The following is a 14,711-nucleotide window of genomic DNA, read 5'->3' on the forward strand; positions in this document are numbered from 1 at the left end:
ATCGACTCGGAGTGCTTGACGAAACGCCGGATGCGTGACCCGCATGTCCGGTGTTGTGAGAGGCCGTAGGGCGACCCTACGGTCTACTCGATCGCGGGCCCCAGCCATTTCCGGGGCTGCCTGCGTGGCACTCCCCCGAGCGCCCGCATAGCATGTGCGCACAGGCGGAGGAGGAGGTGCCCACCTGCCCCTCGGGGTATGGGAGGCGGCGATCTGGTCAATACTGGAGGGCCGAGGGGGGTTACCCATGCAGAATGCTGAGGTCAGGGAACTGGTGCAGCGCTCGCTGGAGCGGTACGCAGACGACGAGCGCACGCTCGACGCTTACTGGCAATGGGCTTCCAACCCAACCCCGCCCTCGGCTGGTTACGCGCTGGAGGAGAACGCCGGCTTCATCGCCACGAACCTGATGCTGCGCTACGGCGAGCCCGCGGTTGACCTGGTGCTGGCCGTGAACGAGGAATGCCGTGAGCTCGCCGGGCGCGCTTCCATTCAGGAGCTGCAGCGGACGATCGTGACGGTGCTCAACGGGCCCGTGGGCGAGCGGCTGCGGCAGGGCGTCATCCGGCGGCTGTCGGAGCCGACCCCGGCTAGGCGGGCGCTGGCGGCCTGGCTGGTCAACCGGGCCCGGTGGCGGCGGATGCCGGGGCGCGAGCCGGTGGTGGCCGGCGAGTTCGACTGGTCGCTGGGTGCAGACCTGGCGGAGAGCAAGGCCGACTGCCAGAGCCGGATCTTCCGCCTCCTGTACGGGGAAGAGGTGGTCCAGCTCGACCTGGCCCGTGAGGCGATGGCGGTGGGCGTCGTCAACCGGCTGTTCTACCGGAACGCGGCGGGGCGCATGGAAGCGAAGCTGCGGCCGGGGCCGCGCCTGCCGGCGTCGGCGCTCATCTACTGACCTCCGCGGGATACCCCGGGGACGGGCGGCGTCGTCTAAACAGGCGACTCGACCAACTGCAGAGGAGGCGCCGCCGTGGCAGAGCCCAGCACCAAGTGGTACCGGTCCCCCGCGTTCATCGGGCTGATTATCACCGTTGCCGGCTTCGGGCTCTTCACGCTGGGGGCCTGGCTGGTCAGCGAGTGGCTGCTCCGGTAGCAGGGCCCGGACGCTGGTCGCCGTGCACCTCCTGCGCAGCGGGGCGCGGGCGTGCACGGCGACGGACGCTCCGCCCGGGGGTTGGTTGGATCCCCAGGTCTTGCAGAATTCGGATGGGTGGTGTATACTACATCAAATAAGAGCGGCGAGACCGCACGGGAACCTTGAGGGAGCAGTCTGCGGACGTTCGGGAAGGTAAAGCTTGAATGCAGCAACCCCGGTGCGTTCCGGGGGTTCTTTTTTCCGTTCTGAAGCGAGGTTTCGGTCTCCGTTCGGAGAGGAGGCAAGCAGCATGCAGTGGAAGTATGAACGGCCGCCTGTGCAGGCCGAGGTAGACGAACACCTGATCGAAGAGATCCTGCAGGCCGCAGGGCTCGAGCAGCTCGACTGAGGCGCGGGCGGAAAGGGAGGCACTCTCTTGCGCAGCACGCTGGAGGCACAGTTGAAGGATCTGAACACCGACATCCTGCGCATGGGTCAGCGGGTGAGCGAGATGATCGACAACTCGGTGCTCTCCCTGGCCCGGCAGGACGTCGCACTGGCTCAGCGGGTGATCGACGCTGACGACGAGATCGACCGGATGCTGATCGCCATCGAGATGCGCTGTCTGCAGGTGATGGCCCTGCAGCAGCCGATGGCCCGCGACCTGCGTACCGTGGGCACCGGCCTGAAGATCGTGACCGATCTGGAGCGGATGGCCGACCACGCCACCGACATCGCAGAGGTTACCCTGAGGCTGGAGGGCGAGCCCCTGATCAAGCCGCTGATCGACATCCCCCGCATGGCGGCACTGGCCCAGGAGATGGTCCGGGCTGCGCTGGACGCCTTCGTGGAGGAGGACGAGTCCGCCGCCCGCGCGATGATCGCCCGCGACCACGAGATGGACGCCCTCTACAGCGCCGTCTTCGACGAGTTGGTGGAGATGATGGAGCAGAATCCGCAGGTGGTGCGGCAGGCGACCTACCTGCTGCACGTGGCCGGCTGGCTGGAGCGGATCGGCGACCACGCGACCAACCTCGGCGAGTGGATCATCTACCGGCTCACGGGCGAGCTGAGCGATCTCAATACGTGAAGGAGGGAGGGGGCTGCGGGCCCCCTCCCTGCGTCATCCCTGTCTGCCCTCGCCGGCGGGCTCTACGCCCGCCCGGCCGGAGCGCGCCCGGGCGATCGCCGAACGGGCCAGGTTGCTCAGCACCACGTCCTCCATCGGCGGGTTGTGGAGGCCGGCCCGCACGTCGCGGTAGTAGCGCTCCAGCGGCAGTTGCCGGGCCAGGCTGGCCCCCCCGGCCACCCGCATCGCCCGGTCGACGACAGCCAGCGCCGTCTCCACGACGAACGGCTTGCAGGCGGCCACCGCATCCACCAGGTGCGGGCGCCACTCCGGCCGCTCGTCCCACTGGCGGGCCAGGTCCATCAGCGTGATGCGGGCCGGAAGCAGGGCGAGGTCCATCTCGCCGATGAGCCGCTGCACGTGAGGGCGGTCGGCCAGGGCCGACGTTGCTTCGGGATGGCCCGGCGGGTTGACCGTCCGCCGCTCCACCGCGTAGCGCACGGCGAAGTCCCGGGCCGCCTGGGCGATGCCCAGGTAAACCGCCGGCACGTGGAGGTTCCAGCCTGCGGTGGCGGCGCTGTTGCGCTCACGGGCCGGCTCCAGCAGCGCTTCGGCGGGCAGGTGCACGTCGTCGAGCCAGAGGTCGTGACTGCCGGTGGCCCGCATGGCCAGCGAGTCCCAGGTCTCCTCGATGCGCAGCCCCTCGGATTCCCGCGGCACCAGGAACCATGCTGCCTCCTCGGTCCCCTCGAGCGTGGCGGAGACCAGGAAGTAGCGCAGGACCGGCGCCAGGGTGGTGAAGCTCTTGTGGCCCCTGAGCACCCAGGAGCCGTCGGCCAGCCGGCGCGCGGTGGTGCGGGGGAGGCCGCCCCGGCTGGGGCTGCCGGTCTCGGGCTCCGAGGCGCAGGCGTTGAGCAGTGCGCCCTCGGAGACGACCTCGCCGAAGAGCCGCCGGCGGACGGGCTCCGGCCACGTCCGGCTATCGGCCTGCTTGCCCACGACGTACAGGTGCCAGCCCACGGCCAGCGCGGTCGCACCGTCGCCACGCGCCAGCCGCTCCTGCGCGAAGACCGTGGCGTGGACGCCGGCGCCGAGGCCGCCGTACGCCGCGGGGACGGTCAGCGCCAGGTAACCGTGCTCCCGCAGCGCGTCGAAGTGGGCGAAGGGAAAGGTGCCCGAGCGGTCGTACTCGGCGGCGGTCGCTGCAAAGCGGTCGGCCAGCTCGTCGGCGCGCTCGTAGGCCTCCCAGTCGGCCGCGGTGCGGCCGAAATACCACGGGCCTGGAGTCACGTGGCTCACCTCCGTCGTCTGAATGATTCGCCGCGCACCCGCGCAAATCTTGCAGGCGGCCCGCTCAATTCCGCACATTGGTTACGGAATGCACTTGAACGAAGGCCACGCATCGTGTAACATTATGTCCTGCCACCGGTGATGTGACACCGGCGGCGGCACGGGGCGGGGAGATACCCAAGTGGCCAAAGGGGGCTGACTGTAAATCAGTTGCGCAATGCTTCGGTGGTTCGAATCCACCTCTCCCCACCAGAATACGGGCGGTTAGCTCAGCGGGAGAGCACTTGCTTCACACGCAAGGGGTCACTGGTTCGATCCCAGTACCGCCCACCACTGAACTGTCGGAGTGGCGGAATTGGCAGACGCGTACGTTTGAGGGGCGTATGGGCAACCGTGCGGGTTCAAGTCCCGCCTCCGACACCAGCCAGGGGCTGTCCCTGAGTCATCCGGGATGACTCAGGGACAGCCCCTTGTTTTCCATGACGAGCGCCAGGCCTGAGGCCGAGTCCCAGAAAAGGGCCGGGCAGTCGCTGGCTCAGCGCGGGGATGCTTCCGTCATCATGCTCGACAAATACTACCACCTCAACGGTACCGACCGGGGGGACGGCCGTGTGCATCGAGCCAACGCTAAGGTGGACGGTGCGTTGGATGACTTCGTGCGACACTGTCTGAGCGGTTTCTACCACGCTCGCTCCAATCTTCGTCAACTGGAGGCGGTCCACGATCTCACCAACGACTGGGGCTACCCTATGCAAGGCCTTGCTCTGTCATCGCCAGTGCCATCTGGCGCATAACTCAGCCCCCGCCCGCCTCCCCGGGCATGCACTTGCGGCCTGTCGCACGGCGCTACTGCGCCAAGTGACACAAGATTCCTTGCTGCATCATGGCCGGACGGGCGTGCTCCGGAGCGGTCGCCTTCTGCAGGTGCAGGTGCGGGGAACTTCCTATTCGAATTATCCGTCTTACGTGTCGATACGGTCGGCCGCATACCCATGTATAAAGCGGTTCGAGGGGTGAGCGGCACGGGGCTTGCCCGTGCCGCTCAAGCACTGGACCGCGGGCCGATGTGGAGATGACCTTCCGCGGGGCCCTTCGTTGAGGGGGATGGTTCCCCTTCGAGCGAGCGTTGCTGTTTTTCTGCTGCTGGTTTCCGTCGGCGTGGCGGCACTGGTCGGCCGCATCCTGGCAGAGAACTCGCGCGAGGACAAGTTGCTCTCGAAGTTCGTGGGGTACAGCTTACTGAGAATCTCTTTGCCGGGAAGTGCTGTGTCCTGAGCGGACCATCGGCGTACTTGGACATGGTGTTCGAGCCCGAGATCCCACGGATCGACACGATCGTTGCGGACTTCGTCGATGCGCTGTGCGACGCCGGCTTCGCAGTGGACGACGAACCGGACCTTGGCCCGGCACAGCGGGCGATATCGGCGTTCGCACGCGACCCAGGTCACCGGTTCACCAAGGGGCTGGGCCTAGCACACCCGCAACTTGGCGGGAGGGTCGGGCTCCTCATGCAGCCGGCCCGGGACGCCGGTGCGGGGCCCGACAACGCCGTCCTCTTCACGCTGAGCCTGGACGAGTTGACCGTGATGGACAGCTCGCAGCCCTACCTGACGGCGAGCGCTGAGCACGTGATCGTACCGCTCTGCACACGCGTGGCCGTCTCCCTGCCCACAGTGTTGATCGACCTTCAGCATTTTGGCTGCGACTACTCGGCCTGGGAGGCCTGGGCATCCGGCCGAGAGCCCCGCAGTTCCCTGCTGTATCTGGCGCCGGGCGTCGCCGGCTTCAACCCCGGCCGGTGGCGGCGCACGGTTCGGTTGGAGAACGGAGGCGTCCTCTACCTCGTGCCGGGCTGGTGGAACGGCTGACCCACGCGACGCACGTTGATACTGGAAATCGTGTACTCACTCCTCAAGAACCCTCGACAACGGTATAATTACTGATGGTCCATTGCAGTGCGTACGGCTTGACCCACGGCCCATGCTCCGATGTACGCATCGAACAGGAGGTCGCCTAATGAACTTGCGTCAGCGCACAGCCGTCTCCATCCTGGCCCTGTTTGCCCTGACTCTCTCCGCCTGCGGCGGATCGCAGCAGGCCCCCAACACGCAGCAGCCCCCGGCGAGCGGCGGGCAGCAGCAGCAGGAGCCGCAGAAGACCGAGGAGCCCAAGGAGATCGTGGTCTACACGTCTCACCAGGCCGACATCCACGAACCGCTGTTCAAGGCCTTCGAGGACGCGACCGGCATCAAGGTCACCCCCGTCTACGCGGCCACCGGTGAGCTGTTCCAGCGGATGAAGGCCGAGGCCAACAACCCCCTCGGCGACGTGATCTTCGGCGGCGGCGCCGAGACCCACGAGGCCAACAAGGACCTCCTGCAGCCCTACGTGCCCAAGGAAGTCGACAAGCTGGCCCCCGGCACCGTGGCGAAGGACAACACCTGGACGGGCTTCACCGCCCTGCCGATCGTGATCATGTACAACACCAACATGCTGACGCCTGACGAGGCGCCGAAGGGCTTCGCCGACCTGACCGACCCCAAGTGGGCGGGCAAGATCGCCATGCCTGACGCCGCCAAGTCCGGCTCCGCGTACACCACCGTGGTCACCGTCCTGCACGCCATGGGCCGCGACGACGGCAAGGGCTGGGAGGTCATGGCGGACATCGCCGCCAACTCCAAGATCCTGGGTTCTTCCTCGCAGGGCCCGAAGGGTACGAATGACGGCGAGTACGCCATCGCCCTGACCCACGAGGAGGGCGCCTTCAAGTACGTCGCCGCCGGCGGCCCGATCGCCATCGTCTACCCCGAGGAGGGCACCTCCAACGTGCCTGACGCCGTGGCGATCATCAAGGGCGCCAAGCACCCCGAGAACGCCAAGATCTTCGTCGACTTCATGGTCTCGCAGCAGATGCAGGAGTACGTGGCCAAGGAACTGAACCGGCGGCCGGTCCGCACCGACGTCGCTCCGCCCGCAGGCCTGGAGGAGGTCTCCAAGATCAAGTTCCTGGACTACGACATGGAGTGGGCCGCCACCCAGCGTGAGCAGGTCCTCGACAAGTGGAAGGATATCGTGGTTCAGTAGCCGCTGACCCTGATGGGGTGCTCCCTTGACGGGAGCACCCCTCTATGCAGTTAGAGTTGCCTACCTGGAGGTCGTGCGAATGTCGAAGGTCACCATCGAAGGAGTCGTCAAGCGGTTTGAGGGCCACGCAGCGGTGGCCGGGGTCTCCCTCACCGTGGAGTCGGGGGAGCTGTTCACGCTGCTGGGCCCGAGCGGCTGCGGCAAGACGACGCTCCTACGGGTGCTGGCAGGCTTCTACCAGCAGGACGAGGGGAACGTGCGGTTCGGTGACCGGCTGGTCAACGACGTTCCCGCCCACAAGCGCAACACCGGCATGGTCTTCCAGAACTACGCCGTGTTCCCGCACATGACCGTGTTCGAGAACGTCGCCTACGGCCTGAAGGCCCGGAAGGTCGGCGGCCAGGAGCTGCAGCGGCGCGTGACGGAGGCGCTGGAGATGGTGAAGCTGGCGGACCTCAAGGACCGTATGCCGTCTCAGCTCTCGGGCGGCCAGCAGCAGCGCGTCGCCCTGGCCCGGGCCCTGGTGATCCAGCCGCAGCTTCTGCTCATGGACGAGCCCCTCTCCAACCTGGACGCCAAGCTGCGCATCGAGATGCGCACCGAGATCCGCCGCCTGCAGCGGCAGTACGGCATCACCACCATCTACGTCACCCACGACCAGGAGGAGGCCCTGGCCATCTCCGACCGCATCGCCGTCATGAACCAGGGTCGCGTGGAGCAGGTGGGCTCGCCCCGCGACATCTACTTCAACCCGCAGACCCTCTTCGTCGCCGGCTTCATCGGCACCACCAACCTGCTGCCCGCCCGGGTGCAGGGCGGGGAGGTGCGGGTGTTGGACCAGGCGCTGCGTGAGGTGAAGGCGGCCGACGGCGACTGCACGGTGACCATCCGGCCCGAGAAGATCGCCCTGGGCCAGGGCGAGATCAGCTTCACCGGCCACGTCGAGGAGGCGCTCTTCGTCGGCAGCGGCACCACCGTGTTCGTAAGGACGCCTTCGGGGCAGCGCATCGAGGTGCGGCTGCCCAACGAGGTCGAGCCGCCCCGGGTGGGTGAGCAGGCGACGTTCGGCTTCCGGCGCGCCGCCGCGGCCGTGTACGGCGCACAGGGCGAGGTGCTGGCGTGATGGCGGCGGCGAGGTTCTGGCGGAAGTGGACGTTCTGGCACTGGGTGACTGCGGTCTCGCTGCTCCTCCTGGCCATCGTCCTGCTCTATCCGGTGGGGCAGCTCCTGGTCAAGTCGTTCCTCGCCAAGGACGGCAGCTTCACCCTGAAGAACTACGCCACCTTCCTCGGCAAGCGGTATTACCGGCTCGCGCTCACCAACAGCCTCTGGATCTGCACCGTCTCCACGCTGATTGCCACGGCGATCGGCATTCCGATGGCCTTCCTGCTCACCCGGTACAAGCTGCCGGGCAAGCCGTTGATCCGCACGCTGATCATCCTGTCGCTGCTGTCGCCGCCGTTCATCGGCACCTACTCCTGGATCGTGCTCCTGGGCCGGGCGGGCTTCATCACCCGGGCCATGGAGGCCATCGGCATCACGATGCCTACCATCTACGGGCCCCGGGGCATCATCCTGGTCTTCTCGCTGCACTTCTTCCCCTACGTCTACCTGTTCACCTCGGCGGCGCTGCAGTCCATCGACCGCTCGCTGGAGGAGGCGGCGGATAACCTGGGCGTGAGCGGCTTCACCCGGTTCCGCACCATCACGCTGCCGCTTGTCCTCCCTGCGATCTCGGCCGGCGCCCTGATGGCCTTCATGAGCGCACTGGCCGACTTCGGCACGCCGCAGCTCATCGGCGAGGGCTACCAGCTGCTGCCCATCGCCGCCTACTCTGAGTACATGAACGAGATCGGCGGGAACCCCGGCATGGCCGGTGCCCTCTCGATGGGGCTGGTGGTCATCTCCGCCGTTGCCCTTTTCGCCCAGCGCTGGATCAACCGGCGGACGTTCTCCATGAGCAGCCTCCGGCCGCCGGTGGTCGTCGACCTGCCCCTGGGGAAGAAGATCCTGGCCACCGCTTTCTGCTACCTCGTGGTGGGCACGGCGATCCTGCCGCAGGTGGTTGTGATGATCTCGTCCTTCCGCAAGGCCAAGGGGCCGATCTTCCTCAACGAGTTCGGCCTGGACAACTACCTGACGATCTTCGACCGTGTGCCCGGGGCGGTGGCCAACACGTTCCGGCTCTCCATCGTGGCGATCGTGATCATGGTCATCGCCGGCCTCCTGATGTCCTACGTGATTACGCGGCGGCGCAGCGTGGCGACCGCGGCGCTGGACGTGACGCTGCTGATCCCCTACGTGCTGCCGGGCACGGTCATCGGTATCGCCCTGATCACCGCCTTCAACCGGCCCCCGCTGGTGCTCACCGGCACCGCGACGATCCTGGTCATCTCGTACGTGATCCGCAAGATCAGCTACACCGTCCGCTCGGCCTCGTCGGTGCTCACCTCCCTCGACCCGTCGCTGGAGGAGGCCTCGATCAACCTGGGCGTCGGGCCCGTCGCCTCCTTCTTCAAGGTGACGGCGCCGCTGGTCTTCAAGGGCGTGCTGGCCGGTGCGGTGCTCTCGTGGGTGACGACGATCAACGAGCTCTCCAGCACGATCATCCTCTACCATGCGGGGACGATCACCATGCCGGTGGCGATCTACTCGCAGGTGATCTCCGACAACTTCGGCCTCGCCGCGGCGCTGAGCACGATCCTCACGCTCGTGACGGTGGTCTCGCTCTGGCTCTTCAACCGCCTGGCCGGCAAGGACAACGGCCTCTTGATGTAGGAGGATCTGTACGTGGCAATCAAGGCAGTGATATTCGACCTCGGCGGGGTGATCTTCCACCTGGGCGAGGAGGGGTACCGGCGTGAGGTGGCCCGCCGCCTGGGCCTGGGCGACTCCCTGCCCCCGGCCTACGAGGAGGCGATGCCGGCCATCCAGCGGGGCGAGGTGGCCGAGCAGGACGTGTGGGAGGCGCTGTCGGGCCGCAGGGTCCCGCTGGACGCCTTTGACGACGCCTGGCAGGAGCACTTCACGGTGAACCCGGAGATGTTGGCCCTGGCGGCGGAGCTGCGGGAACGGGGCGTGCGGACGGCCGTGCTCTCCAACACCCAGGCGTCCCACGTGGCGATCATGCGGCGCATGGGCGTGCTGGCTCCCTTCGGCCCGGTGCTGATGTCCTGCGAGGTGGGCCGTCGCAAGCCCGAGCCGGAGGTGTTCCAGCTGGCGCTGGAGATGCTGGGGCTCCCTGCTGACGAGGTCGCCTTCGTGGACGACGTGCCGGAGTACGTCGCCGCCGCCAGGGCGGTGGGGATCCACGCCATCCGCCACACCGGTGACGTGGCCGCCACCCGCCGGGCGCTGCTGGAGATGGTCGCCCCGGAGGGCGCCGACGGCACGAACTAAGGTTTGAGATGGATGAAGGGCTGCCCCCATGGGCAGCCCCTCTGTCGTTCTTGGTCGTCAGCGCCCGGCCTGCAGCTCGGCCACGACCTGGGCGATGTTCAGCCGGTGCTGCTCCCGGTAGTAGTCCGGCAGCTGCTCCACGACGCCCGGGGGCAGCAGGGCCCCCAGCGGGAGTTCCGCCGCGATCTCGTCGGCGGACTGCCCCTTCGCCAGGCCGGACTCAGCCGCCTCCACGAGCCGGTCGATGTACGCGGCGTTGGCCGCCAGCAGTTCGGGGCCGCCGGGGCGCCCGTGGCCCGGCACCACGTGGGTGACGCCGGCACGGCTCCACCTGCGCAGCTCCTCGGCCCACTGCCGGATGTGCCCGGGCTCGCTCAGCGTGGGGATCGGCCGCTCCACGGCGTCGCCGGCCAGCAGGAGCCCCAATTCTGGCACGTGGACGACCACTGAGTCCGCGGTGTGGCCCGGCAGGTGGTGCAGGTCGATGGTCAGGCCGCCGGCGTCGATGGTGAGGCGGTGGGGAAAAGTGAGCCCCGGGGGGATGATCTGGCTCTCGGCGAAGGCCGCCGGGTTCTTGGCGCGCATCTGCGCCAGGAACTCCGCCGCTTCGGGGGCCGTCAGCCGCTCCCTGGCCACGCGGTGTCCGATCACGGGCACGCCGGGGAAGGCAGCCGTGCCCCAGCAGTGGTCCCAGTCGGAGTGGGTGTAAACCACCAGCGTGGCGCCCGCGAAGGGGGCCATGTCAGCAGGCTGGATGAGGGTGTCGACCACCACCCTGTGCCGGGTCCCGGCGATCATGGCGGCGGTGACGGGGAAGTCAGAGGAGCCCGGGAGGGAGCGGGTCACGAGGGTGACCGACGGCAGCAACGCTTCGACTCTCAGCTGGGAACTTGGGGCACTCATGGTGCACGACACCCCCGTCTTACGTAACGTTGTGTGATTGCGGTGGACGAAGGCCGTCCGGTGCAAGTATAGCAAATTCCGCTCCCAATACTTACTTGTTCTGAGCATTTCGCTGGGTACTGCCGCCCGGAGGGAGACGCGCGAGGGGACCCCCTGTGGCGGCGGTCCGTCGGCTTTGCAGCCAGTGTGACCTGTGCCAGGTGGGGGGTCCCACTGGATTCTATGCAGGCGTGCTCGGCATATGTTCCGGTCCCCGGGATGCCGGTGAGCAGCGGGTGGGGTGGTGCCGGGCGCCGTATGCGCTGTTCGTGCCAAGTGTTGATGGCGACCGCGGGGGCACCGGAAGTCCCGGCCAGGCTCGGGTCGTGAGCCCAGGATCGACGAAATCTCCATCCCGTCGGGCATCAACAGTGGATGCGAACAGAACCGACGCGGCCGGAACAGGGTATGCCCCCGGACGGTACGCCGCGCGCAGGGACCCCCTGCGGCGCCGGTCAGTCGGCTTTGCAGCCAGTGCGACCTGTGCCAGGTGGGGGTCCCAGTAAAATGCTATGCACCTGTGATCCGAGGATGCACCGGATTGCAGGTGCCAATGTCTGGATGCGGGTGGCCCGGCTGAGGTCTGGACGGGTGGCCCGGCTGAGGTCTGGACGGGTGGCCCGGCTGAGGTCTGTGAGAGCGGCCCGGCCGAGGTCCGTGCGGGCGATTCGGCCGAGGTCCGGCAGGTCGGGGTGCAGGGCGAGGAGTTGGGGCAGGATCTGCAGCTGCGCAAAGGGAGAGAGGGGGAGGGTGGGGTCCAGCGGTGCGCGCAGAACGGCCCTTCCGCCTGTGGCCAGGAAGTCGCCCAGGGTGATGGGCGTGCCGGTCAGGAGGCGCACCGCGGAAACGTCCAGCAGCAGGATGCCCGCGACCTCGGACGACGGTACGGGCGTCTCTTCCGAGACGGCGAGGTATGTAACGGAGTGCTGCCCGCTTCGCTCCCGGGGCGTGACAAGCAGCGGGGCCGGCGCCAGCGAAGCACCAGGATCCAGGCGCTCCAGGTGGTATGCACCCCACCCGGTCGGGGTCGCCCGGTAAGTCGCAGGCGGATCCAACAGCGAGATCCGCACCCCGGCCTCCTCCCACAGCTCCCGGGCCACGCACTGCGCGGCCGTCTCCCCGGCCTCCCGGTGGCCCCCCAGGCGGATGACCGCCAGTCGGTCTCCCGCGGGAGACGGCCCCACGGCGAAGGCGAACAGCCCCCGGCAGAGCAGGTAGACGCCTGCAGTGGCGATGTCGTCATCTCGCACCATTGCCTCTCCTCCCCGAAGCCGTCTCAAGAGGAATAACGGTGCGCGGCGGGCTCGCGTTGCGGCGGCCGGCCGGGTACAGCCAGCCGGTCCGGCACAGGCGGCCGAGAGCGTCTACAGGGGCGACTGGGCAGTGGGCACCCCCGGTCAGCGGGGAGCCCGGGCAGCGGGGCAGGACTGCTGGTGTGGATTGCAGAAGTTGCTACATAAGAAGGGGAGGATGAGCCATGCCCAGTGCGGCGCTTACCGGGGCGGCGTTCGTCATCCAGACTTTGATTGCGCTCTATCTGGTGATCGGCGAGCCGCTCTACGGCAAGGTCGCCTACAGACGTTTGCTGAACTCCCTGGATCGCGATCCCTCCGCCCGCATTCGCTTTTACCGCGGAGTCATCATCCTGGAGTGGGCCCTGGTGTTCCTGGTGCTGCTCACCTTGCGGATGGCCGGCGGCTCCGCCGCCGATATCGGCCTGCGGCCGGCCACCATGGGCTCCGACGCCGCGGTGCTGGTGGCGGGCCTGTCCGTGGGACTGGTCGCGCCGGTGGTGCTGGCTGCCGTGTCCCGGAGCTACCGGCAGGTCATCCAGCGGCAGGGGGGATCGGTGCGGGGACTGATCCCCTCCCGGGGGGACGAGCGCTGGTGGTTCGCGCTTGTCGCCGTCACCGCCGGCGTGTGCGAGGAGACCCTGTTCCGCGGCTTCCTGATGGCCTACCTCACCGCGCTGGTGCCGGGGATCCCGGTCTGGGCGGCGGTTGCCGCATCGGGCATCATCTTCGGAATGGCCCACCTGTACCAGGGGTGGGGCGGGGTACTGACCACCGGGCTGGTAGGCCTGCTGATGGCGTCTGGCCGATCCTCCTGCACGCGCTCGTGGATCTGCGGGTCCTGGCGCTTCCGGTCCAGGGGCGCAATGGCCCGGCATGAGAAAACGGGACCCCCAGTGGCGCCGGTCAGTCGGCTTTGCAGCCAGTGCGACCTGTGCCGTGTGGGGGTCCCGCTATAAGAGTATGCGGTGGGTGCACGGAGATGACCGCCGCGACCTTCCGCCACTTATTGGCAATCCGCCCCTCGCTCCCCCGGGCCGGACCCGGGGAGCGACCCTTTTCGGAGGGAAGTAGGGTTTTCGGGTCGCCGGGTACAATCTTAACCTGACCGACCTGAAACACTCGAGGAGTTGTCGCAGCCTTGACCCACAAGCTCACGTACGGCGCCATTCTCCGCCTCTTCCTACCCCTGTCGCTCTCGGACGTGATCATGGTGATCGCCGGTCCGATCCTGACCATCGGGCTCACCAAGCTGGCGAACCCCGAGACGTCGCTGGCCGCGTACTCCGTGGCCCAGAACGTGGCCATCTTCCTGGAGAGCCCCATCATCATGCTGCTCCACGCCTCGAACCTGCTCAGCCGCTACCCCGAGACGTGGCGGCCCCTGCGCCACTTCATGCTCTGGGCGAACGCCGTCCTCACCGTGCTCTACGCCCTGCTGGCGTTCACCCCGGCGTACGACTGGATCTTCCGGGGCGCGCTCGGGCAGCCTGACGCCATCGCCGACGCCGCTCGCCCGGCCTTCCAGGCGATGCTCCTGTGGCCCGCGGCCATCGGCTGGCGCCGCTATTACCAGGGGCTGCTCATCATCCACAGGCGGTCGAGCCTGGTGGCCTACGCCGGGTTTGCCCGCATCGGCTCGCTCGCCCTGGTGACCCTCCTGGGCGTGCTGGGCCGGGCCCACGGCGCCACTGTGGCCGGCGTGGCGCTGGTGGTCAGCGTGATCGTTGAGGCGGCTGCGGTTACCTGGCTGGCGCGGCCCATCCTCAAGTCCGGCGTGGCGGACCCCGGGGCCAGGGCTCCCGAGTGGGCGCCGCGCACCATCGGCCAGATCGCCCTCTGGTACTGGCCGCTGGCGATGACCCAGATCCTGGTCACGGTGGTGCGGCCGCTGATCAACGGCGGCATCGCCCGCTCCGTGGACCCCGAGCTGGGGCTGGCCGCCTGGCCGGTGGCCTGGTCGACCATCCTGATGGTTGCCAACGCCGTGCGCATGGTGCAGCAGGTGGCGCTGACCCTGCTGCAGGACCGGCAGTCCTACCTGATGCTCCGCCGCTTCACCCTCGCCGCGGGGCTGATCGCCTGTGGCGTCATGGCGCTGCTGGCCGGCACGCCCCTGGGGCTCGGCTATATGGAGTGGGTGCTGGGGCTCAAGGGCGGACTCTCCTCCGTCGCCGCTGCCGCCATTCCCGCGCTGAGCCTCGGCGTGCTCTTCCCGCTGTACACCGCCTTGCAGAACTGGCTGCAGGCCCTGCTGATGAAGGACGGGCGCACCCTGATGGTCAACGCCGGCGCGATCGTGGGCGGTGCGGTCACCATGGTGGCCGTCTACGCCGGGGCGCTCATCTGGCGGCTGCCCGGCGCCCAGCTGGGCATCGCATCCCTGCTCTGCGGCGGTGCGGTGGAGCTGGTGTGGCTCACCCTGGCCTCGCGGCCGCAGCGGCGCGCGTGGCTGGCCGCGCGTTGACGTGCAACGATCGCGGCCAGGATATCCCCATGTTCACTTCACGCAATGTTTGAACAGTGGATAACGCGACCTTATCAACAGAGGCCCCGGCGG

Annotated in this window: 13 protein-coding genes and 3 tRNA genes; 13 read left to right on the forward strand and 3 right to left on the reverse strand. The window is 68.0% G+C overall.

Going from position 1 to position 14,711, the window contains the following annotated elements; translation table 11 throughout:
* The first annotated feature begins 247 nt into the window (after positions 1-247).
* The 3 genes from J2Z79_RS07950 (at position 248) to phoU (ending at position 2,165) form a co-directional block, all read left to right on the forward strand.
* Entirely contained in the window at positions 248-895 is a 648-nt protein-coding gene (locus J2Z79_RS07950) for a hypothetical protein (RefSeq protein ID WP_209466343.1), read from the forward strand.
* A 75-nt stretch (positions 896-970) separates the two neighbouring features.
* Positions 971-1,093: a hypothetical protein gene (locus J2Z79_RS18880; RefSeq protein ID WP_280953648.1), complete on the forward strand. Its 123-nt coding sequence runs from the start codon at positions 971-973 to the stop codon at positions 1,091-1,093.
* A 418-nt stretch (positions 1,094-1,511) separates the two neighbouring features.
* Positions 1,512-2,165: a phosphate signaling complex protein PhoU gene (gene phoU, locus J2Z79_RS07955; protein ID WP_209466344.1), complete on the forward strand. Its 654-nt coding sequence runs from the start codon at positions 1,512-1,514 to the stop codon at positions 2,163-2,165.
* 33 nt (positions 2,166-2,198) lie between these two features.
* Here the strand turns inward: phoU and J2Z79_RS07960 are convergent, their stop codons facing one another.
* Entirely contained in the window at positions 2,199-3,434 is a 1,236-nt protein-coding gene (locus tag J2Z79_RS07960; RefSeq protein WP_342589445.1) for an acyl-CoA dehydrogenase family protein, read from the reverse strand.
* 167 nt (positions 3,435-3,601) lie between these two features.
* Here J2Z79_RS07960 and J2Z79_RS07965 point away from each other — a divergent pair.
* The 8 genes from J2Z79_RS07965 (at position 3,602) to J2Z79_RS08000 (ending at position 9,917) form a co-directional block, all read left to right on the forward strand.
* Positions 3,602-3,686: transfer RNA gene (locus J2Z79_RS07965), tRNA-Tyr, on the forward strand.
* Between the two features lie 6 nt (positions 3,687-3,692).
* A tRNA-Val gene (locus tag J2Z79_RS07970) sits at positions 3,693-3,767 on the forward strand.
* A 7-nt stretch (positions 3,768-3,774) separates the two neighbouring features.
* Positions 3,775-3,857, forward strand: a tRNA-Leu gene (locus tag J2Z79_RS07975).
* Between the two features lie 869 nt (positions 3,858-4,726).
* Entirely contained in the window at positions 4,727-5,302 is a 576-nt protein-coding gene (locus J2Z79_RS07980; RefSeq protein ID WP_209466346.1) for a hypothetical protein, read from the forward strand.
* A 148-nt stretch (positions 5,303-5,450) separates the two neighbouring features.
* On the forward strand, positions 5,451-6,518 hold the full coding sequence (locus J2Z79_RS07985) for an ABC transporter substrate-binding protein (protein WP_209466347.1): 1,068 nt from the start codon (positions 5,451-5,453) through the stop codon (positions 6,516-6,518).
* 79 nt (positions 6,519-6,597) lie between these two features.
* Positions 6,598-7,641 carry an ABC transporter ATP-binding protein gene (locus tag J2Z79_RS07990; RefSeq protein WP_209466348.1) on the forward strand — a complete coding sequence of 348 codons (1,044 nt, stop codon included), beginning with the start codon at positions 6,598-6,600 and terminating at the stop codon, positions 7,639-7,641.
* Positions 7,641-9,296, forward strand: coding sequence for an ABC transporter permease (locus J2Z79_RS07995; protein WP_245302453.1), 1,656 nt, complete (start codon positions 7,641-7,643; stop codon positions 9,294-9,296). The genes J2Z79_RS07990 and J2Z79_RS07995 overlap by 1 nt, the downstream gene beginning before the upstream one ends.
* Before the next feature lie 12 nt (positions 9,297-9,308).
* On the forward strand, positions 9,309-9,917 hold the full coding sequence (locus J2Z79_RS08000) for an HAD family hydrolase (RefSeq protein ID WP_209466350.1): 609 nt from the start codon (positions 9,309-9,311) through the stop codon (positions 9,915-9,917).
* Positions 9,918-9,974: 57 nt separating this feature from the next.
* On the opposite strand, the gene J2Z79_RS08005 is transcribed toward J2Z79_RS08000, so the two are convergent.
* Together J2Z79_RS08005 and J2Z79_RS08010 are read right to left on the reverse strand one after the other, a co-directional pair.
* Positions 9,975-10,784 (reverse strand): MBL fold metallo-hydrolase, encoded by an 810-nt coding sequence (locus J2Z79_RS08005; protein ID WP_209466351.1) that lies wholly within the window; start codon positions 10,782-10,784, stop codon positions 9,975-9,977.
* Positions 10,785-11,314: 530 nt separating this feature from the next.
* On the reverse strand, positions 11,315-12,112 hold the full coding sequence (locus tag J2Z79_RS08010) for an NUDIX domain-containing protein (protein WP_209466352.1): 798 nt from the start codon (positions 12,110-12,112) through the stop codon (positions 11,315-11,317).
* A gap of 224 nt (positions 12,113-12,336) precedes the next feature.
* Between J2Z79_RS08010 and J2Z79_RS08015 the strand changes: the two genes are divergently transcribed.
* Positions 12,337-13,110, forward strand: a complete 774-nt coding sequence (locus J2Z79_RS08015; RefSeq protein ID WP_209466353.1) for a CPBP family intramembrane glutamic endopeptidase — start codon at positions 12,337-12,339, stop codon at positions 13,108-13,110.
* Positions 13,111-13,292: 182 nt separating this feature from the next.
* Entirely contained in the window at positions 13,293-14,618 is a 1,326-nt protein-coding gene (locus tag J2Z79_RS08020) for a hypothetical protein (RefSeq protein ID WP_209466354.1), read from the forward strand.
* Positions 14,619-14,711 lie beyond the last annotated feature (93 nt).

It is taken from the genome of Symbiobacterium terraclitae, assembly GCF_017874315.1.
GTDB classification, from domain to species: Bacteria; Bacillota; Sulfobacillia; order Symbiobacteriales; family Symbiobacteriaceae; genus Symbiobacterium; species Symbiobacterium terraclitae.